Origin of the sequence: Mycoplana sp. MJR14, assembly GCF_029210525.1 — a bacterium.
Classification (GTDB): Bacteria; Pseudomonadota; Alphaproteobacteria; order Rhizobiales; family Rhizobiaceae; genus Mycoplana.
Genome location: NZ_JARGEO010000003.1, coordinates 220,623 through 239,675, shown reverse-complemented (window position 1 = coordinate 239,675; position 19,053 = coordinate 220,623). Strand labels below are relative to the sequence as shown.

Below are 19,053 nucleotides of genomic sequence, written 5' to 3'. Positions count from 1 at the left end.
CTCGGGTGCAGAATGGAGAAAGACAATGCGTGACATCCTCAATGTGACCCTGAGCCGCCGCGGCGTGCTCGGCGCCGGCATGGCAGGCGCATCGCTGCTGGCGATGCCGTCGATCCTGCGCGCCCAGGAGAAGTCCCTGAAGGTCGGCGTCTATGGCGGCTACTTCAAGGATTCGTTCGACAAGAACATCTTCCCCGAATTCACCAAGGCGACCGGCATCGCCGTCGAATCCGTCGCAGAGCCGACCGGCGAGGCATGGCTGGTCCAGCTCGAGCAGGCCGCCCGCGCCGGCCAGGCGCCCGCCGACGTCTCGATGATGTCGCAGGTCGCCATGCTCAAGGGCCAGGCGACCGAGCTCTGGGCGCCGCTCGACATGGGCAAGATCAAGAACGGCGCCAACCTGATCGAGCGCTTCGTCAACAAGTATCCGGATGGCCGCGTCGCCGGCATCGGGGCCGTCGCCTGGTACATCACCCTCGTCACCAACACCGGCGTCTTCAAGGAAGCGCCGACCTCCTGGGCGGCGCTGTGGGATCCGGCCAATGCCGACAAGCTCGGCCTGCTGGCCCTCGTCTCCAACTCCTTCCTGCTGGAAGTCACCGCCAAGACCTTCATGGGCGGCACCGGCGTGCTCGACACCGAGGAAGGCATCCTGAAGGCCTTCGAGAAGCTTGCCGAAGTCAAGCCGAACGTGGCGCTCTGGTATCGCGACGAGGCGCAGTTCGAGCAGGCGCTGAAGTCCGGCGAGATCCCGATGGGCCAGTACTATCACGACGTCACCGGCCTTGCCGCGGCCGACGGTCACCCGGTCCGCTCGACCTTCCCGAAGGAAGGCGGCATCCAGGATTCCGGCTGCTGGGCGCTGTCGCGCGCCTCGCAGAAGGTCGAGGAAGCGCATGTCTTCATCGACTACATGAGCCAGCCGGCGATCCAGGCGACGCTGTCGCGCAAGGTCGGCACCGCACCGACGGTCAAGCGCGAGATGCTCGACCTGACGGACGCGGAATTCGCGGCCGTCTCCTCCGACATCGAGCCGATCATCCCGCGCTACGACATGTACCAGACGAAGTCCGACTGGCTGAACCAGAAGTGGACCGAGCTGATCGTCGGCTGACCAACACCCCTCCCCTCGAGGGGGAGGGTCGGCACGCAGTGCCGGGGTGGGGTGACACGCGGCGTCCGCAGCGGCATCACCCCCACCCGCGCGTTCCGCGCGACCTCCCCCCTCAAGGGGGAGGTGTAGACTGCGCAACGAAATGCTCCGTGCAGCAGGGCTGTCCAAGTGTATTCATTGGATGGCGCGAACCTACTCAAGCGCGCGGCGCGAATGAACGGGAAAACCATGTCCGGCCTGGCCCTTGAAAACGTCACCAAGGAATTCGGCAGCTTCACCGCGGTGAAGAATGTCGACCTCACCGTTCCGCACGGCACCTTCGTCTGCCTGCTCGGCCCGTCCGGCTGCGGCAAGACCACGCTGATGCGCATGGTCGCCGGGCTGGACCTGCCCACCGGCGGGGCGATCAAGCTGGACGGCACGGACATCACCCGCGTGCCGACGCACAAGCGCGAGCTCGGCATGGTGTTCCAATCGCTGGCGCTGTTTCCGCACTTGAGCGTCGGCGAGAACATCGCCTATTCGCTGCGCATCCGCGGCACCGGCAAGGAAGACCAGAAGAAGCGCGTCGACGAACTCCTGTCGATGATCCACCTGCCCGGCTATGCCGACCGTCCGGTCTCGAAACTGTCCGGCGGCCAGCGGCAGCGCGTCGCGATCGCCCGCGCGCTCGCCATCTCGCCGAAACTCTTCCTGCTCGACGAGCCGCTGTCGGCGCTGGACGCCAAGCTGCGCGAGGCGATGCAGGTCGAACTGCGGCAGTTGCAGCAGCGGCTCGGCATCACGACGATCGTCGTCACCCACGACCAGCGCGAGGCAATGACGATGGCCGACACCGTCGTCGTCATGAACGGCGGCGAGATCCGCCAGGCCGCCGCCCCGGTGGAGATCTACCGCCGCCCCGCCGACACCTTCGTCGCCGACTTCATCGGCATGACCAACCTGATCGATTTCACCACCGACAGCGCCGGCCGCGTCACGGTCCTCGGTACCGCCGTGGAGGGCCTGGCCGCGCCCGCCGGGCTGGCCCGCGGCGTCCTGTCCGTCCGCCCCGAGGACGTCCACCTGACGGCCCCCGGTCCCGGCGCGATCGCAGCCAGGGTCACCTTCATCCGCGATCTCGGCGGCACGATCGAGACCTTCGTCGAGGCCGGCGACAAGCAGATCGTCGCCGTCTCCATGCCGAACGCCCGCCCGGACGTCCACGTCGGACAGGAGGTCGGCATCCGGCTGTCGCCCGAGGCCTGCGTGGTGCTGAAGTCATGAGACGGGAGGCGCCGCAGAAACTTTCCGACTATGGCCCGCTGCTGTTCCCGGCGGGCATGCTGATCGTCTTCTTCGTCATTCCGTTCGCGACGATGATCGCGGTGTCGTTCTTCAAGCGCGACCCGGCCGGCTTCTATTCGACCGCCTTCGTCTTCGACAACTATGCCCGCTTCCTCAGCCTGTTCTTCGGCAAGGTGCTGGGCTTTTCCCTGTTTCTCGCGATCACGGTGGCGATCTGCTGCGTCGTGATCGCCGTGCCCTTCACCTATCTTCTGTCGCGCGCGCGCCGCAGGACGCAGGTGGTCTGGCTGGTGGCGCTGCTATCGGTGCTGTCGCTCTCCGAAGTCATCATCGGCTTTGCCTGGTCGACGCTGTTCTCGCGCACCGCCGGCATCACCAATCTTCTCGTCGCGATCGGCCTGATGGGCGAGCCGGTGGCGCTGAACCCGAGCTTCGGCGCGGTGCTGACGGCGATGGTCTATCAGGCGCTGCCCTATACCGTGCTCGTCCTCTATCCCGCGCTCGTCCGGCTCGACCCGACGCTGACGGAGGCCGCGCGCACGCTCGGCGCCTCGCCGGTCAAATCCTTCTTTACCGTGGTCGTGCCGGCGCTGCGCAACACCATCGTGGCGACGCTGATCATGGTCTTCATCTTCGCGCTCGGCTCCTACCTGTTGCCGCAGATCCTCGGCCGGCCGCAGCACTGGACGCTGTCGGTGCTGATCACCGACCAGGCGATCTACCAGTCGAACATGCCGTTCGCCGCCGCCATGGCCGTGTTCCTCGTGCTCGTCACGCTCGGCCTGGTCGCGCTCACGCTGATCGCCGGCCGCAAGGGAGAAGCCGCATGACCACGCTTCTGCAGCGCCTCTTCCTCGGCGTCGTCGGCCTGTTCCTGTCGCTGCCGCTGATCGTCGTCGCCGGCGTCTCGGTCAACGAGAAGCAGACGCTCGCCTTTCCGCCGCAGGGCTTCTCGCTCTCCTGGTACGGCGAGATCTTCACCAATCCGGAATGGCGCAACGCGCTTCTCGCCTCGGTAACGCTCGCCGCCGTGTCGGCAGCGCTGGCGCTCGCGATCGCGTTGCCGCTCGCCTGGTTCCTGTGGCGCCGGCACGCGCCCTGGGCCAACATCTTCCAGTTGCTCGGCATTGCGCCCTTCACCCTGCCGCCGGTCATCACCGCGCTCGGACTTCTGACCTTCTGGGCCACGACCGGCTTCTACGGCCAGCCCTGGACGGCGGCGATCAGCCACGCGATCTTCTTCGTCACCCTGCCGCTGGTGACGCTGTCGCTCGGCTTTTCCTCGATCGACCGCTCGCTGGTCGAGGCGGCCGCGACCATGGGCGCCGACGACCGGACGATCTTCCGCACCGTGGTGCTGCCGCTGATCCTGCCCTACCTCGTCTCGGGCTATGCGTTTGCCTTCGTGCTGTCGCTGAACGAATACATCGTCGCCTACATGACCGTCGGCTTCACCATGGAAACGCTACCGATCAAGATCTTCAACGCGCTGCGCTACGGCTACACCCCGACCATGGCTTCGGTGACGATCCTGTTCGTGGCGATCGCAGCCCTCATCTTCGGCCTCGTCGCCCGCTTCGGCGACCTGCCGAAGCTGCTGGGAGCGATGGCGAACAACGACAGGTAGACGCGAGAACTACCTAGGCGATTTCGCCCTTTGAGCTTTGCGAACGCGCAGCCGGCTGGTCCATGAGCCTTTCGATCAGCCGCCTGAGGTCGGACGGCGTCGTGAGACCGGCAACGACTTCGTGATAACCGATGCCGGCTCGACGCAGCGCCTCCTTCTTGACGGCGTCGCGCGCGGCCGCATTTCCCTGGTAGGACCTGAACCCTGATATTCGATAGCGTGCCTTGGCCGGCAGTCACCGTCTATCAACAACAGATCGACGCGTTTGGAGTTGATGCAACGGTAGGCGTCCGCGTCCGCACAATGCAGCACCTCCCCGAGCGATACCTGTGCCATGACCTGCCAAGTCGAGCTGCATTCCGACACGATACGCTCGAGTTCTTTAAACACTCGGGCTTCGCTCTTGGACAGGAGCGGTTGGACAACAAAGTCCGCGCTCATTACTGTCCTCAACTGATCGGCGGCATCTTCTTTCCTGACAAGCTGTGGCCCGATCTGTGCTCCGAACCGAGTGTGAGCGTTGCCACCCTTGTGGTTGCGCTTGGTGTCCCACCAGAACCGTCGCGATCTGGCAGACGCAAAGTGCTCGACCGCCATGCCAATCAATGCTCCAACAAAGAGGACAGCGATCAACAGGTGTGGCTTGTCAATCAGAGCAATAATCTCATTTGGCATCCCGATATCGTGCCATGAGAAAGTGCAACAGCTGTTAATGCAGCCACATCTGCATCATCTGCCCCGCACCACCTTCAGTGCCGCCAGGAAGTGATCGTTCTCCTGCGGGCTGCCGATGCTCACGCGGACGAAGGTCTCGAACCCCGGCTGTTTCCACGGCTTGACGATGACGCCGCGGGCCAGAAGCGCTTCGGCGAGCACCGTCGCGTCCATGCCGGCATCGAAGAACAGGAAGTTGCACTTCGACGGCGCCACCTTGTAGCCGAGGGCGAACAGCGCCTGGCCGATCCGATCCCGCTCCGCCAGCGCCATCGCGACCGAATGATCGAGATGCGCCGTGTCGGCGAGGGCGGCGAGCGCGGCCGACTGGGCGACGGCATTGGTGTTGAACGGCGTGCGCGCCCGGTCGAAGAAACCGCACAGCGTCGCGGAACTCGTGATGCCGAAGCCGATGCGCAGGCCGGCGAGCCCGTAGGCCTTGGAGAAGGTGCGAAGGACGGCCCAGTTCAGGGACGTGGCGCGAAGGACATCGACCGCCGAGGGATAGTCCTCACCTGCCGCATATTCCGCATAGGCCTCGTCGACGACGACGAGCGTCTCCGGATCCACCGCCGCGATCACCCGTTGAAGGTCCGCCGGCGTCAGCCAGGCGCCGACCGGGTTCATCGGATTGGAAAAGAGAAGCAGGCGCGGCTTGCGGCGCACCGCCTCGACAAGCGCGTCGACGTCGACGGTGAGGTCCGCCTTCACGACGACGCGGTCGATCCGCCCGCCCATCAGCGTCGTGTAGTCCTCATGCAGCGGGAACGACGGAAAGAGCGTGGCAACCACATCGCCCGGACGCACCGCCGAGCGGCAGATGACGGCAATCAGGTCCTCCGAGCCGTTGCCGAGGACGATCTGGCCGGTCTCCACGCCGAACCTTTGGGCGATCTCGGCCGCAAGCGCCCGCCCGCTCGGGTCGGGATAGAGCCGCGCCAGGTCATGGATCGCCGACAAAGAAGACGCGACAGACGGCGAGGGGCCGTTCGGGTTCTCGTTGGAGCCGAGCTTGGCCACGACCTCGATCCCGTGGCGCCTGCGGACCTCGTCGATGGTGAGCCCGGCATTGTAGGGAGCAATGGCGCGAACCTCTGCGCGAATGGGGCTTGAAGGATCGGCCATTTGGGTATTCTCCATGAGTGTCGTTCCAGGGTCGTCTATGGCCCGCCTAGTCTGTACATATGTATAGACATGTAAAGCGTTTAATGTTGTGATCCGGCCACAAGCCATGAAAGGAGCCGCCATGCCCCGCACCCTTTTCGACCTTGCCGGCCGGCGCGCGCTGGTGACAGGCGCCAGCCGCGGCATCGGCCAGTCGATCGCGCTCGCCCTTGCCGGCGCCGGCGCCGACGTCGCAGTGACCGCCCGCAGGCAGGAGGCGCTGGCCGAGACGGTCGCGCTGGTCGAGCAGGCGGGAGTGCGGTGCGTGCCGCTGGCGCAGGACGTGCGCGACACCGGCGCATCCATGGCCACGGTCGAGCAGGCGGCAGAGGCGCTCGGCGGCCTCGATATCCTGATCAACAATGCCGGCTTCGAGAGCGTCCGCCCCTCGCTCGAGGTCGACGAGGCGCTGTGGGACAACATCGTCGACACCAATCTCAAGGGCGCCTTCTTCTGCGCCCGCGCCGCGGGGAGGATCATGGCGGAGCGCGGCGGCGGCGCCATCGTCAACCTCTGCTCGCTGACCTCCTTCGTCGGCATTCCGACCGCCGTCCCCTACGGCGCCTCGAAGACCGGCCTGCTCGGCATCACGCGCGCCCTGGCGACCGAGTGGGCGCCGCACGGCATCCGCGTCAACGCGATCGCGCCCGGCTATTTCCGCACCGCCATGACCGAAGTCTTCTATGACGACGACGCCTGGCAGCAGCGCATGCTGGCGAAGATCCCGCAGGGGCGCTTCGGCGGCGAGGGCGATATCGGCGGCGTGGTGATTTTCCTGTGCAGCGATGCGGCCGCCTATGTGACGGGTCACTGCATTCCGGTGGACGGTGGCTACCTCGCTTCGATATGAGAGGCGACGACATCGCATGGCCTGCACGGGCTTTGCCCGTCCTGCCCATATTCAAGGCATTTCGCGCCGCAGCATGTTTTTTACGCAGATGCGGTTGACGCACTCTGTATGTATTTGTATAGACAACTTGGCGGCAAAGGAGCAGTCTTCCGAGAAACTGCAACGCCGCGCATGAGCCCGCAAGGGCAGGGGGACCAGCCATGCCAGCCGCTTCCGCCGAACGTCGCGTTTCCCGCGAATCCATCGCCGTCTCCGTCCGGGACGTCGGCATGGCCTTCGGCGACGTGCACGCCGTCCGCAACGCCTCCTTCGACCTCCCCAAGGGCAAATTCCTGACCATCCTCGGCCCCTCCGGTTCGGGCAAGACGACGCTGCTGCGCATGATCGCCGGCTTCGACGCGCCGACGAGCGGCGAGATCTTCATCAACAACAGCCCCGTCAGCGCCGTTCCGCCGCATCGCCGGGCGATCGGCATGGTCTTCCAGAAGCTGGCACTGTTCCCGCACATGACGGCGGCCGAAAACGTCGCCTTTCCACTGAAGATGCGCCGCCATGATGCGCGTGCGATCCCGGAGAAGGTCGAGCGCTATCTGCAGCTCGTCCGCCTCGGCGGCTATGGCGGCCGGCGCATCAACGAACTCTCCGGCGGCCAACAGCAGCGCGTGGCGATCGCGCGCGCCCTGGTGTTCGAGCCGGACCTGCTCCTGCTCGACGAACCGCTCGCCGCCCTCGACCGCAAGCTGCGCGAGGAGATGCAGCTCGAGTTCCGCCGCATCCAGAAGGAACTCGGCGTCACCACGATCAACGTCACCCATGACCAGCGCGAGGCGCTCGTCGTCTCCGACGAAGTGATCGTCATGGAAGGCGGCAGGATCCAGCAGAAGGCCGAACCGGTGCACGCCTACCGCAGCCCGGCCAACACCTTCGTTGCCAACTTCATCGGCGTCACCAATTTCATCGAGGGCGTCGTGGCCGCGCGCGACGGCGCGCTCGTCTCCGTCACGGCCCATGGACGAACCCTGACCGGCGTCGCGGTCGGCGACGCGCCGGCCACGGGCGGCGCCTGCGCGGGTGCCGTGCGTGCCGAGCAGATCCGCATCGCCCCGCGCGCGGACGCGCTGGACCGCCTCGACACCATCCTCGAGGGCACGGTCGCCGATGCCATTTTCGAAGGCGAGCGCATCGTCTACGAGGTGCGCGTGCCGCATCTCGGCGACCAGCTCGTCCGCGTCTTCGACCACGATCCCGTCAACCACCTGCAGTTCAGCCCGGGCGACACCGTCTGCCTCGGCTGGAATTCGCGGGACATGCATGTCTTCAAGAAGTAAACCCGAGAAGGTTTCGGCCAGAGGAGAACGCACGATGTCGCATGATAAATTCCTGACCACTGAAATCCGCCGCCGCACGCTGCTCGCCTCGATGGCAGCCGTCGGCGCATCGGCCACGCTCGGCACCGGCAAGGCCTTCGCCCAGGAGCCCGAGAAGCCGGCCGAGATCATCGTCCGCGCCTGGGGCGGCAGCTGGGTCGACAGCCTGAAGGCCGGCGTCTCCGACAGCTTCACCAAGGCGACCGGCATCGCCGTCCGCCATGACCTGACCGAAGACAACGAGATCCAGCCGAAGGTCTGGGCCGCCGTTGCGCAAGGTCGCGTGCCGCCGATCCACATCAACTGGGACACCACGACCAACGCCACCAAGTCGGCGCTGCGCGGCGTCACCGAGGACCTGTCCGATCTTCCGAACCTGAAGAACACCACCGAACTCGCCAAGCCGGTCGGCCTCGACGGCTATCCGATCGTCAACACCTACGGCTATGTCTATGTGCTGGCCTACCGCCCCTCGGCCTTCCCGAACGGCGCGCCGAAGTCCTGGAAGGACCTGCTCGATCCGAAGCTGAAGGGTCGCATCGCGCTCTACAACGACGGCATCGGCTTCCACTTCCCCGCCCAGGTCGCAGGCGGCGGCAAGCTGGAGGACATCCCCGCCAACATGCAGCCGGCCTGGGATTTCATCGCCAAGATCAAGGAGCAGCAGCCGCTGCTCGGCGAGGATCCGGACTTCACCACCTGGTTCCAGAAGGGCGAGATCGACGCGGCCTGCACGATCTCCACCAATGCCCGCGAAGCCAAGAAGAACGGCATCGAACTCGCCTGGGTCGTGCCGGAGGAGGGCGCCAAGTTCGACACCGACGGCCTGTGGATCCCCAAGGGCCTGCCGGAGAACGAACTCTACTGGGCCAAGCAGTACATCAACCATGCGCTGACCAAGGAAGCCCAGCAGGTCTGGCTCGACGGCCTCGGCCTTCCGGGCGTGGTGCCCGGCCTGACGCCGCCGGCCGATCTCGTCGGCGACCCGTCCTATCCGACGACCGAAGAGGACTTCAAGCATCTCATCCGCATCTCCTCGAAGATCCAGGTCGAAAACGAGAGCCAGTGGTTCGCAAAGTTCAAGGAAATCATGCAGGGCTGATGCCCAGGCTCCCGCCGCGCGACCGGCGCGGCGGGACACCCTGCGGGCACCGCCCCGCAAAGCTGCCCCGCAAGACAGCGACAGATCGCCAGCAGGACCGAAACCATGCTCAAATCCCGTGCCGCCTATCCCCTGACGTGGCGCGTCATGGACATGCTCGAAGCCATCGCCGCCCGCCTCTGGCCGGCCCGCTTCGCGAAGGCCTTGCCTTATCTGATGCTGGCGCCGGCCGTCCTCCTCGTCGGCATCCTCGTGCTCGGCCTGGTCCAGATCGGCGATTCCAGCCTGCGCGTCCTCGATACCTCGACCTTCCTGATGTCGGAGGACTACACGCTCGCCAACTACCGGCGGGCGCTGACCGAAAGCTTCTTCGCCACCGTCGCCGGACGCAGCCTGCTCGGCTCGGTGATCGTCACCGTGATCACCCTGATTCTCGCCTTTCCCTACGCCTACCTGATGGTGCGCACGCCGTCCTCGGCACTGCGCAAGGTCCTGCTGGTGGCGCTGTTCCTGCCCTTCTTCATCGGCCAGGTGGTGCGCGCCTATGGCTGGCTGATCATCCTCGGCAACCAGGGCATGGTGAACGAGGCGCTGGGGCTCGTCGGCGTACCGCCGATGCGGCTTCTCTACAATTACCCGGCCGTCCTGTTCGGGCTCATCCAGTACATGCTGCCCTTTGCCGTCTTGATGCTGGCGCCGGCGCTGACGGCGATCCCGGCCGAGCTGGAGGCGGCCGCGAGCTCGCTCGGCGCCACCTGGCTTGGCACCTTCCGCCATGTGGTGCTGCCGCTCGCCCGCCCCGGCCTGGTCGGCGCCGGCCTCGTCGTCGTCACGCTGTCGCTGACGGACTTCGCCATTCCGGCCATCCTCGGCGGCGGCTCGCAGGATTTCATCGCCAACGCCATCTACGACCAGTTCTTCCGCACCTCCGACCAGGGCATGGGCGCCACGCTGTCGCTGCTGCTTGTCGCCGTCGGCTCGCTTCTGGTCGGGCTCGTCTTCATGCTGTTCGGCGCCGGCACGCTCGCCATGACGGGAGAGCGCAAATGACGGGAGTGGGCAAATGACCGGCAGCCGCAGCAAGTCCATCGTCATCTGGACCTTCGTGGTCACGGCCCTCGTCATGCTGTCGGCGCCGACGATCGTGGTGCTCGGCGCCTCGTTCACCGCCGGCAACATCATCACCTTCCCGCCGGAAGGACTGTCGCTGAAGTGGTACGGCGCGATCGCCCAGGCGAGCGACCTGCGCCAGGCCTTCGTCCGCTCGCTGATCGTCGCCAGCATCTGCACGATCGTCTCGATCCCGGTCGGAACGCTCGCCGGCATCGCGCTCGCCAAGTATCGCGTCCGCTTCGCCCGATCGATCCAGATCTACCTGCTGCTGCCCTTCACCATCCCGCTGATCGGCTCGGGGATCGGCATGATGCTGGTGTTCGGCAACATGGGCGTGCTCGGCAGCCTCTGGCCGGTCGGCATCGCCTGCTGCGTCATCAACCTGCCGTTCATGATCTGGGCGGTGACGGCGAGCGCCAGCAACCTGTCGCCCGACCTGGAACTCGCCGCCGCCAATTGCGGCGCGCCGCCGCTGCAGCGCTTCCTCTACATCACGCTTCCCGCCGTGCTGCCGGGCGTCATCACCGGCTCGCTCCTGATGTTCATCCTGGCGCTCAACGAGTTCCTGGTCAGCCTGCTTCTGGTCGATGCGCGCAGCGTCACCCTGCCGGTCCAGATCTACAATTCGATCCGTTCGATCATCACGCCCGATCTCGCCGCCATATCGGTGGTGTTCATCGCAAGCGCGGCGATCGCGATCGCGGTGCTCGACCGGCTGGTCGGCCTCGACATATTCCTCAAATCGAAATGACGGAGCGGCCGAACGGGCCGGCATGAAGGACAAAGCCATGACTGACGTGTCATTCTACGAATATGCGACGCTCTCCGCCGACGCGAAGGCCGCGCTGCTGCGTCGCTCGGAGACCGATATTTCCGGCTTCATCGAAAAGGTCGCGCCGATCCTCGAGGCCGTGCGCACCGAGGGCGACGCCGCACTGGCCCGCTTCGGCCGCGACCTCGACAAGGCTGCCGTCACTGAGGCGAACCTGAAGGTGACCGAGGCCGAATTCGACGCCGCCTTCAAGCTGGTCGAAGGCAGCGTCCTTGAATCGATCAAGTTCGGCATCGACAACATCCGCCATTTCCACGAGGAGCAGAAGCCGGAGGCCATGTGGCTGAAGGAGATCCGGCCCGGCGCCTTTGCCGGCGACCGCTTCACGCCGATCCGGTCCGTGGCGCTCTACGTCCCGCGCGGCAAAGGCTCGTTTCCCTCCGTCACCATGATGACGTCGGTGCCGGCGGTCGTCGCCGGCGTTCCCGATCTCGCGATCATCACGCCGCCGGCGCCCGATGGCACGGTCGATGCGGCAACCCTCGTCGCCGCCCGCCTCGCCGGCGTCGAGACCGTCTACAAGGTCGGCGGCGCCCAGGCCGTCGCCGCCGTCGCCTACGGCACCGAAACGGTGAAGCCGGCGCTGAAGATCGTCGGCCCCGGCAGCCCCTGGGTCGTGGCCGCCAAGCGGGCGCTCTCCGGCGTCATCGACACCGGCCTGCCGGCCGGCCCCTCGGAAGTGATGATCCTCGCCGACGACACCGTCCACGGCGGCCTCGCCGCCCTCGACCTCCTGATCGAGGCCGAGCACGGCCCGGATTCCTCGGCCTACCTCGTCACCCACAGCCGCCGCGTCGCCGAGCAGGCGCTGGCCGCGCTCCCCGAGCACTGGAGCAGGATGACCGAGCAGCGCGTCGCTTTCTCCAGGGCCGTGCTGACCGGCAAGACCGGCGGCGTCGTGCTGACGTCCTCGATCGAGGAGAGCTACGCCTTCGTCAACGCCTATGCTCCGGAGCACCTGGAGCTTCTCTCCACCGAACCCTTCATCCATCTCGGCCACATCACCGAGGCCTCCGAGATCCTGATGGGCACGCACACGCCGGTGAGCATCGCCAATTTCTCGCTGGGGCCGAACGCGGTCCTGCCGACCAGCCGCTGGGCGCGCACCTTCGGGCCGCTGTCGGTCACCGACTTCGTCAAGCGCAGCTCGATCGGCTACGTCACCGCGCCGGCCTATCCGGAATTTGCAAAGCACTCCCACAACCTCGCGCTCTACGAGGGCTTCTCCTCGCATGCGCTCGCCGTCTCGCCGCTGCGCGAGGCCTACCTGAAGAAGGATGCCTGAGCGATGAAGGCGGTCCGGCTGCACGACGCCATGGATCTGCGGGTCGAGGAGGTCGAAAGGCCCGGCGCCCCGCCGGCCGGCTTCGTCACCCTCGAGGTTCGTGCCGCCGGCATCTGCGGCTCCGACCTGCACAACTATCGCACCGGTCAATGGATCAGCCGCCGACCGTCGACGGCCGGCCACGAGTTCTGCGGCCGGGTGACGGCGGTGGGCGAAGGGGTGGGCGACCTCTCCGTCGGCGATCTCGTCGTGGCGGATTCGCGCTTCTGGTGCGGCGAGTGCGCATCCTGCAAGAGCGGCCGTACCAATGTCTGCGAGGCGCTCGGCTTCGTCGGCGAGGTCTGCGACGGCGGCTTTGCCGAAGCGGTCCAGCTGCCGGCGCGGCTCCTCGTGCGGCACGCGGCCTCGGTGCCGGCGAAGGTCGCGGCGATGGCGGAACCGCTTGCCGTGGCGCTGCACGCCGTGCGCCGCCTGGCCCCGCGTGCCGGCGAACCGGTGCTCGTCGTCGGCTGCGGCACCATCGGCGGCCTGGCCGCGCTCCTGCTTTCGGACCTGCACGACGGCCCGCTCGTCTTGGCCGACCGCAATGCCGCCCGGACGGAGGTTGTCGCACGACTGACCGGCGGCCACCCCGTCGCGCTCGATGCCGGAGCCATCGCGTCGGCCTTGGGCGGCGCACGGTTGCGCTATGCGATCGACGCGACGGGAAGCACCGCCGCGATCGCCCAGGCGCTTCATCTTCTGCACGGCGGCGGCGCCCTGGCGCTCGTCGGCATCAGCCATGGCCGGCTCGATTTCGATCCGAACATCCTGGTGGAACGCGAGATCGCGCTCGTCGGCTGCCATGCCTTTGCCGAGGAACTGCCCGAGGCCGTGGCGCTCCTGCCGCGGCTTGCCGATCCGCTGGACCGCCTGTGCGAGGTGCTGCCGTCGCTGGACGCGGTGCCCGACGCCTACATCCGGCTCTTGAGGGGCGAGGCGGCCGCGCTCAAGACCATCGTGGCGATCGCCGACTGACGGGCGGCTGCGACCGCCGCCCCATGCAACAGGCCGACAACCTGGCGGGAGACAAAGACCATGGACGTGCTTTCCGATTCCGCATCCCCCCTCTACGAGAAGGTCAAGGATTTCGTGCTCGGCAACATCGGCAGCGGCAAGTGGGCGAGAAACACCCGCCTGCCGTCCGAAAACGAGCTCGTCTCCGCGCTCGGCGTCTCCCGCATGACCGTGCACCGGGCCCTGCGCGAGCTGACGTCCGAGGGGCATCTGCGCCGCATCCAGGGCGTCGGCACCTTCGTCGCCCCGCCGAAGCCGCAGTCGACGCTGATCGAGATCAGCAACATCGCCACCGAGATCCGCGGCCGCGGCAGCCGCCACCGCGCCGAGGTCGTGGTGCTGGAACGGATCGAACGGCCAACGCCGCAGTTGCTGCTCGCCTTCGAGTTCGCCTCCGCCCGGCCGGTGGACCATTCCGTCATCATCCACTTCGAGAACGACCTGCCGGTGCAGCTCGAGGAGCGCTACGTCAACCCCGCTCTGGTTGCCGGCTATGTCGACCAGGATTTCAGGACGACGGCCACCTACGAATATCTGCAGAACGCCACGCCGCTGACGGAAGTGGAGCATCTGATCAGCGCACGCCCCGCCGGGGCGCAGGAGGCGCGCCTGCTCCATATCCAGCCGGGAGACAGTTGCCTGGTGCTCGACCGGAAGACCTGGAGCGGCCCGCTCGTCGCCACCGTCAACATCTTCACCTATGTCGGCAGCCGCTACACGCTCGGCAGCCGCTATCGCCCGAACAGCCGATGAAGCATGGCGGCCACGTGCCGGCCATGGCCCACAGGAGCCCACATCCATGAGCATTGCCCTCAGCAGAACCGCGGAAATCCGCAGGCTCGCCGGCGCGGGCGACGGTGCGGCGGAAGCCATGCTCGTCGCGCTTCTGCGCGATCTGTTCGCCGTCGAGGCCACCGGTCTGACGATCAACCGCGACCAGTACAGCCTCAATTCGCTGAACGGCTTCTTCGAGACGCCGGAGGGCGGCTTCTTCTTCAAGTTCCACCAGGAGGACGGCGAGGAGGCGATGAGCGGCGAATACTACCGCGCCGACATCCTCGCCCGCGCCGGGCTGCCGGTCGACCAGCCGGTGCTGATGTCCGTCCTGCCGGGAGAACAGATCCTCGTCTACCGGCGCCGGACCGACCCGCGCTTCTCCGACGTGCTGCGCGCGCTCGATCTTGAGCCGGATGCCGAGGGAACCAGGCTTGCCATCGCTGCCGAGACGGGCCTCTCGGACGCCGTCCTCGCCGTCTATCGCCGGACGCTGCATGCCGTGACGCCGCAACAGGCTGCGGCCGAGCCCGTCCATCGGCTCTTCTACGACCGGCTCGTCGAGCATCCGGACGGCCGCTATCCCGGCGGGCGGCTCGCAGGCTTCTATGTCGGGCAGGAATTCGCCTTTCCCGGCGTCAGCCTCGGCTGGGAGGCCTTCGCGAAGGCACGCTTCCGCGTCAACGGCACCCTCTACACGCGTACGGTCGGCGCGCTCTTCGATGCCGCCGTACAGCGGCTGAAGCCGGAAGCCCTTGCCGACGCCGGCGGCGTCACCGCCCATGGCGACGCCCACAATGCCAATGTCTGGTACCAGGAGAAGGAGGGCCGGGCATCGCTTGCCTTCTTCGATCCGGCCTTTGCCGGCGAGCATGTGCCGACGCTGCTTGCCGAGATCAAGACGACCTTCCACAATATCCTCGCCCACCCGCTGTGGCTCTACGATCCGGCAATGGCAGCAGAGCGCTATGCGGCGACGGCCACCTATGCCGACGGCGTGCTCGACGTCACCACCGACTGGGCGCCGAGCGAAGTGCGGCTCGGGCTGCTGCAGGTGAAGGCGGAACGGCTGTGGCGGCCGTTGCTCGCCCAACTCGCGGCGCGCGGCATGCTTCCGGCCGACTGGCGGACGGTGCTCCGGCTCGGCCTGTTCCTCTGCCCGACGCTGGTCATGAACCTCAGGGCGGGTGCGACGACCCACAATCCGGTCTCCTCGCTGATCGGCTTTTCCGTCGCCGTCATGGCGGGCAGCGAGCCGGTGACGGGCGACGACGTCGTGTCGCGCTTCCTCGATGCGATCGATCCCGCGCGGGCATGACGGCATGCGGCGCCAGGCCGCGCTGGACATGATTGCAAACGGTCAGGAAACCCCCATATTCCAGGGCGCCAACAAGCGGGAGGACAATGCATGAAAATCGCAGCCGTGCAGATGCAGGCCGTTCCCGGCGACGTCGATGCCAACATCGCGCGGATCGCCGACGCTGCGAAGAGGGCCGCCGCGGGCGGGGCGAAGCTGCTCGTCGCGCCGGAGCTCGCGGTGACGGGCTACGGCGCCGGTGCCGCCTTTCCCGACATCGCCTCGCCCGCCGACGGCGCGGTCGCGGAGAGGCTCTCCGCCATCGCGCGCGAGAGCGGCCTTGCCATCATCGCGGGCTTTGCCGAGCGCGATGGCGACGACGTCTATAACAGTGCCCTCTTTACCGACGGCATCGGGACGAATGCCGTCTATCGCAAGTCCCATCTCTATGGCGACTACGAACGGCAGTGGTTCCGTCCCGACGTTCCCTCCTCGGTCCAGGTCAAGCTGTGCGGGCTCAATCTCGGCATGCTGATCTGCTACGACGTCGAGTTTCCGGAGAACGTCCGCCGGCTGGCGCTCGCCGGCGTCGACCTCGTCGTCGTGCCGACGGCGTTGCCCATGGGCGCGTCCGGAACCTTCGTCGCCGAGAAGATGATCCAGGTCCGCGCCTTCGAAAACCAGGTCTTCGTCGCCTACGTCAATCATTGCGGCGCCGACCCCTCCTTCGGCTATGCCGGCCTGTCACGCATCGCCGCCCCGGACGGCAACCTGCTGGTGCAGGCGCCGGCGGAAGGGGAGGCGCTGATTTTTGCAGAGATCGATCCGGCCGCCTATGCGGGCTCGCGCGCGGAGAACACCTATCTCGCCGACCTGGCCCGCCAGGTCTGAGGCAAGCGGCGCGGCCGCCTCAGGCGTTCGGCCCTGCAGGCAGGGCCCTCCCTCCCGCGCCATCACTCGGCGACGATGTCCCATTCGTCGTTCGGGTTGAAGGTGCGGATCCTCGAGGCGATTTCCGGCGTGTTCTCGCCGAGGTCGGCCTCGTAGATGATGCCGTTCTTGTTGACGAGGAAGGTCTTCACGCCCGAGATGCCGTATCTGACCGGCCAGGCGACGACACCGTGGCCGGCGATCATGTTGCCGTTGATGACATAGTCGTATTTACCGCCGGCGATGTTGTCCCCCTGACCGCCGAGAATGCGGTAGCGGTAGCCGTGATAGCCCTCTCCGGCCTTCGCCTTTTCGAATGCGTCGCCGTCGGCGAGCGCTGGACCGGCCGGACTCTGCTCCGCGTCGCCCTGCTCGGCGGGCCAGTAGAGCCCGTCATGGGCCCCCTCGCTGCTGATCAGCCGCTGGGCGTATTCGAGAACGCCGTCGCCGTCGCGATCCTCGGACGCATAGTCCTCCTGGGCATCGACATAGGCCTTCAGCGTCTCGATGGTCTCCAGCTCGTTCTCCCCGACGTGCCGGTCGGCGATCTCGTCGAGGCCTGCGAGCGTATCGAAGGCCCATTTGCCATCGTCGTGGCGGACGAGCGGGAAGGGGAGCGGCCACAGGATGTTGCCGATCTCGAGGACCTTGTCCGCACCCTGATCGACGAGGACGACCTTTTCCTGCACGCCCGCCTGGATGTCGGCGAAGGTATCCATCGCGTCTTCGTTGGTCTTCGCCTTGGCCGCGTCGAGTCCGAGCAGTTCCGCCAGTTGATCGAAGCCGCCATTCGTCACCGCCGACTTGAACGCATCCACCGCCTTTTCCGGGCTGTCGAATTCGGGCGGATCCTTTTCCGACAGGTATTCGGTGAGCGGGACATCCTCCTCCGTCTCGGCGGCGGCCGCCGGCAGCGGAACGATCGCCGTGCCCAGAAGGATTGCGGCAGCGAACGGTAATGCCACCCTATCGAAAGCTGTACGTCTCATCCTAGCCTCCCGACCGGTTGCCTCAACGCCTGCGACCGCCACCGCCACCACGCGGCCTGACGCCACCGCCGCCGCCACGGCGGCCGCCGCCGGAGGCATGCGACCGGCGATGCCCGCCGCCGCTCATCGACTGCCGTCCGCGCTGGGAGGCGAATTGCGTCTGCTTGCGGTTGTTCACCTTGCCGAGCGCCGACGGCTTGCCGCCGGAGCGCTTCTGCACCTGTCCGCCGGGGCGCGGCTTGTTGGCCTGCCGGTTGACGTTCTTCGGCTTGGCGCTTGCCACCTTCTTGCTCGCGGCGGAACCGCCTGCGCGGTTGACCGCACCTCCGCCATCCCGGCGGGCGGCCGCAGCCTGGCCGCCGCCGCGCGCCCTGTCGGCCGAGCCCGCGCGCTGGCGGGCGCGATCCGCATCCACCTTGCTCTTGCGAATATCGTCGACCGAGACTTTCCCGCTCCGTTTGGCAGCGATGTCGCCGCCGGATTTGCGGACGTCCTTCGCGCGCTTGGAAATATTGTTGTCGCGGTTGGCCTTGAACTCGTTCTTCATCCTGTCGCGGTCGACATTCGCCAACTGGTTCTTGTCGAACTTGATCTTCGACCGGTCGACGTTCTTCCAGTCGACGTCGTTCATCTTGAACTTGTCGCGATCGATATCGATGTCGTTGAAGCACTTGTCGCAATCGATGTCGACATCACCGTCCCAGCGGCCGCCCCACACGCCCCAATCGTCCCAGTCGACGGTCGCGGCCCAGATCGCAGCCCCGGTGACCGCGGCGGCGAAATAGGGCGCGGACGGATAGTAGTAGTTGGGGTAGGGGTCCTCGTAGTAGCTGATCGGCGCCGGCGCATAGCCGGGCTCGTAGAGCATTTCCGGCTCGTAGCGCGGCACGTAGACCTTCTCCGGATCGGCCGGCTGGATGACGACGTTGTCGCCCTCGTTGACGATCTTGACCTTGTCGTCGGTCTTGATGACGCCGTCCGCGACAGCCTTGTCGCGCAGCGTCTGGATCGCCATCAGCACGTCCTTCTGCTGATAGGCGAGCGCGCTGCCCAGCGCCTGCGTCCACTCGAGGTCCTCGCTCATCATCTTGACGATGTCGGGATAGTTGAGCAGCGAAATGACGCTGTCGTCCCAGCTGTCCTTCGGCTGCAGGTCCTTGTCCTTCTCCTTCTGGCCCAGGAAACGCTCCGCCTCGACGATCTGCAGCGGATAGAGCGAGGCGGAACTGACGAGGGCGACCAGCTCGTCCGGGTAGAGCGCGATGCGCGCCACCAGCACTTCCAGCTCGTCCGCGGTCAGGAGATCCGGCTGCTCGTCTGCCGCTTCGCCAGCGGCGCCGGACGCAGCCGCCGTCTGCTGCTGCGCCAGTGCCCGGGAAACAGGCGCCAGCCCGCCGACGAAGGCCAGCGGCAAGGCGATGACAAGAGACCAGCGCAACGAACGTGAAAACCCGTCGAATCCCATGACCTTCAGCCCTCCCGCGGCTTGCGCCGAACATTGCTTCAGTCCCGGATGCCCCGCCATCGCCGCGCGGCCGCTTTCAGGCAAGCC

Annotated in this window: 17 protein-coding genes and 1 pseudogene; 14 read left to right on the top strand and 4 right to left on the bottom strand. The window is 66.7% G+C overall.

The window, feature by feature from the left end; genetic code table 11:
* Positions 1-25: 25 nt before the first annotated feature.
* The 4 genes from P0086_RS09115 (at position 26) to P0086_RS09100 (ending at position 4,028) form a co-directional block, all read left to right on the top strand.
* Entirely contained in the window at positions 26-1,114 is a 1,089-nt protein-coding gene (locus tag P0086_RS09115; RefSeq protein WP_112599893.1) for an ABC transporter substrate-binding protein, read from the top strand.
* Between the two features lie 228 nt (positions 1,115-1,342).
* Positions 1,343-2,380 (top strand): ABC transporter ATP-binding protein, encoded by a 1,038-nt coding sequence (locus P0086_RS09110; RefSeq protein WP_275784805.1) that lies wholly within the window; start codon positions 1,343-1,345, stop codon positions 2,378-2,380.
* Positions 2,377-3,231: an ABC transporter permease gene (locus P0086_RS09105; RefSeq protein WP_112595070.1), complete on the top strand. Its 855-nt coding sequence runs from the start codon at positions 2,377-2,379 to the stop codon at positions 3,229-3,231. Before P0086_RS09110 ends, P0086_RS09105 begins: the two co-directional genes overlap by 4 nt.
* On the top strand, positions 3,228-4,028 hold the full coding sequence (locus P0086_RS09100; RefSeq protein ID WP_148656844.1) for an ABC transporter permease: 801 nt from the start codon (positions 3,228-3,230) through the stop codon (positions 4,026-4,028). Before P0086_RS09105 ends, P0086_RS09100 begins: the two co-directional genes overlap by 4 nt.
* Positions 4,029-4,041: 13 nt before the next feature.
* Here the strand turns inward: P0086_RS09100 and P0086_RS09095 are convergent.
* Positions 4,042-4,703 (bottom strand): annotated as a pseudogene (locus P0086_RS09095) (DUF2726 domain-containing protein).
* Between the two features lie 54 nt (positions 4,704-4,757).
* The gene (locus tag P0086_RS09090; RefSeq protein ID WP_275785258.1) at positions 4,758-5,867 is read right to left on the bottom strand and encodes a histidinol-phosphate transaminase; all 1,110 of its coding nucleotides are present in this window, start codon (positions 5,865-5,867) and stop codon (positions 4,758-4,760) included.
* A gap of 121 nt (positions 5,868-5,988) precedes the next feature.
* Between P0086_RS09090 and P0086_RS09085 the strand changes: the two genes are divergently transcribed.
* The 10 genes from P0086_RS09085 to P0086_RS09040 all read left to right on the top strand — a co-directional run bounded on the left by P0086_RS09085 (position 5,989) and on the right by P0086_RS09040 (position 16,473).
* Entirely contained in the window at positions 5,989-6,756 is a 768-nt protein-coding gene (locus tag P0086_RS09085) for a glucose 1-dehydrogenase (protein WP_275784803.1), read from the top strand.
* Positions 6,757-6,956: 200 nt separating this feature from the next.
* Positions 6,957-8,084: an ABC transporter ATP-binding protein gene (locus P0086_RS09080; protein WP_275784801.1), complete on the top strand. Its 1,128-nt coding sequence runs from the start codon at positions 6,957-6,959 to the stop codon at positions 8,082-8,084.
* A 34-nt stretch (positions 8,085-8,118) separates the two neighbouring features.
* A complete protein-coding gene (locus P0086_RS09075; RefSeq protein WP_112595061.1) occupies positions 8,119-9,225 on the top strand; it encodes a PotD/PotF family extracellular solute-binding protein in 1,107 nt (368 codons plus the stop codon).
* 105 nt (positions 9,226-9,330) lie between these two features.
* Complete coding sequence (locus tag P0086_RS09070; RefSeq protein WP_275784799.1) at positions 9,331-10,275, top strand: ABC transporter permease; 945 nt, start codon at positions 9,331-9,333, stop codon at positions 10,273-10,275.
* Positions 10,276-10,288: 13 nt separating this feature from the next.
* Entirely contained in the window at positions 10,289-11,089 is an 801-nt protein-coding gene (locus P0086_RS09065; RefSeq protein WP_112613229.1) for an ABC transporter permease, read from the top strand.
* A gap of 37 nt (positions 11,090-11,126) precedes the next feature.
* On the top strand, positions 11,127-12,455 hold the full coding sequence (gene hisD / locus P0086_RS09060) for a histidinol dehydrogenase (RefSeq protein WP_275784797.1): 1,329 nt from the start codon (positions 11,127-11,129) through the stop codon (positions 12,453-12,455).
* Between the two features lie 3 nt (positions 12,456-12,458).
* Positions 12,459-13,472 carry an alcohol dehydrogenase catalytic domain-containing protein gene (locus P0086_RS09055; RefSeq protein WP_275784795.1) on the top strand — a complete coding sequence of 338 codons (1,014 nt, stop codon included), beginning with the start codon at positions 12,459-12,461 and terminating at the stop codon, positions 13,470-13,472.
* Between the two features lie 60 nt (positions 13,473-13,532).
* The gene (hutC, locus tag P0086_RS09050) at positions 13,533-14,264 is read left to right on the top strand and encodes a histidine utilization repressor (protein ID WP_112595053.1); all 732 of its coding nucleotides are present in this window, start codon (positions 13,533-13,535) and stop codon (positions 14,262-14,264) included.
* A gap of 118 nt (positions 14,265-14,382) precedes the next feature.
* Entirely contained in the window at positions 14,383-15,603 is a 1,221-nt protein-coding gene (locus P0086_RS09045) for a hypothetical protein (RefSeq protein ID WP_275785256.1), read from the top strand.
* Between the two features lie 90 nt (positions 15,604-15,693).
* A complete protein-coding gene (locus tag P0086_RS09040; protein WP_275784793.1) occupies positions 15,694-16,473 on the top strand; it encodes a carbon-nitrogen hydrolase family protein in 780 nt (259 codons plus the stop codon).
* Between the two features lie 62 nt (positions 16,474-16,535).
* On the opposite strand, the gene P0086_RS09035 is transcribed toward P0086_RS09040, so the two are convergent.
* Both P0086_RS09035 and P0086_RS09030 read right to left on the bottom strand, forming a co-directional pair.
* Positions 16,536-17,501 carry a DUF2950 family protein gene (locus tag P0086_RS09035; RefSeq protein ID WP_275784791.1) on the bottom strand — a complete coding sequence of 322 codons (966 nt, stop codon included), beginning with the start codon at positions 17,499-17,501 and terminating at the stop codon, positions 16,536-16,538.
* A gap of 22 nt (positions 17,502-17,523) precedes the next feature.
* Positions 17,524-18,966, bottom strand: a complete 1,443-nt coding sequence (locus tag P0086_RS09030) for a DUF3300 domain-containing protein (RefSeq protein ID WP_148652049.1) — start codon at positions 18,964-18,966, stop codon at positions 17,524-17,526.
* Positions 18,967-19,053 lie beyond the last annotated feature (87 nt).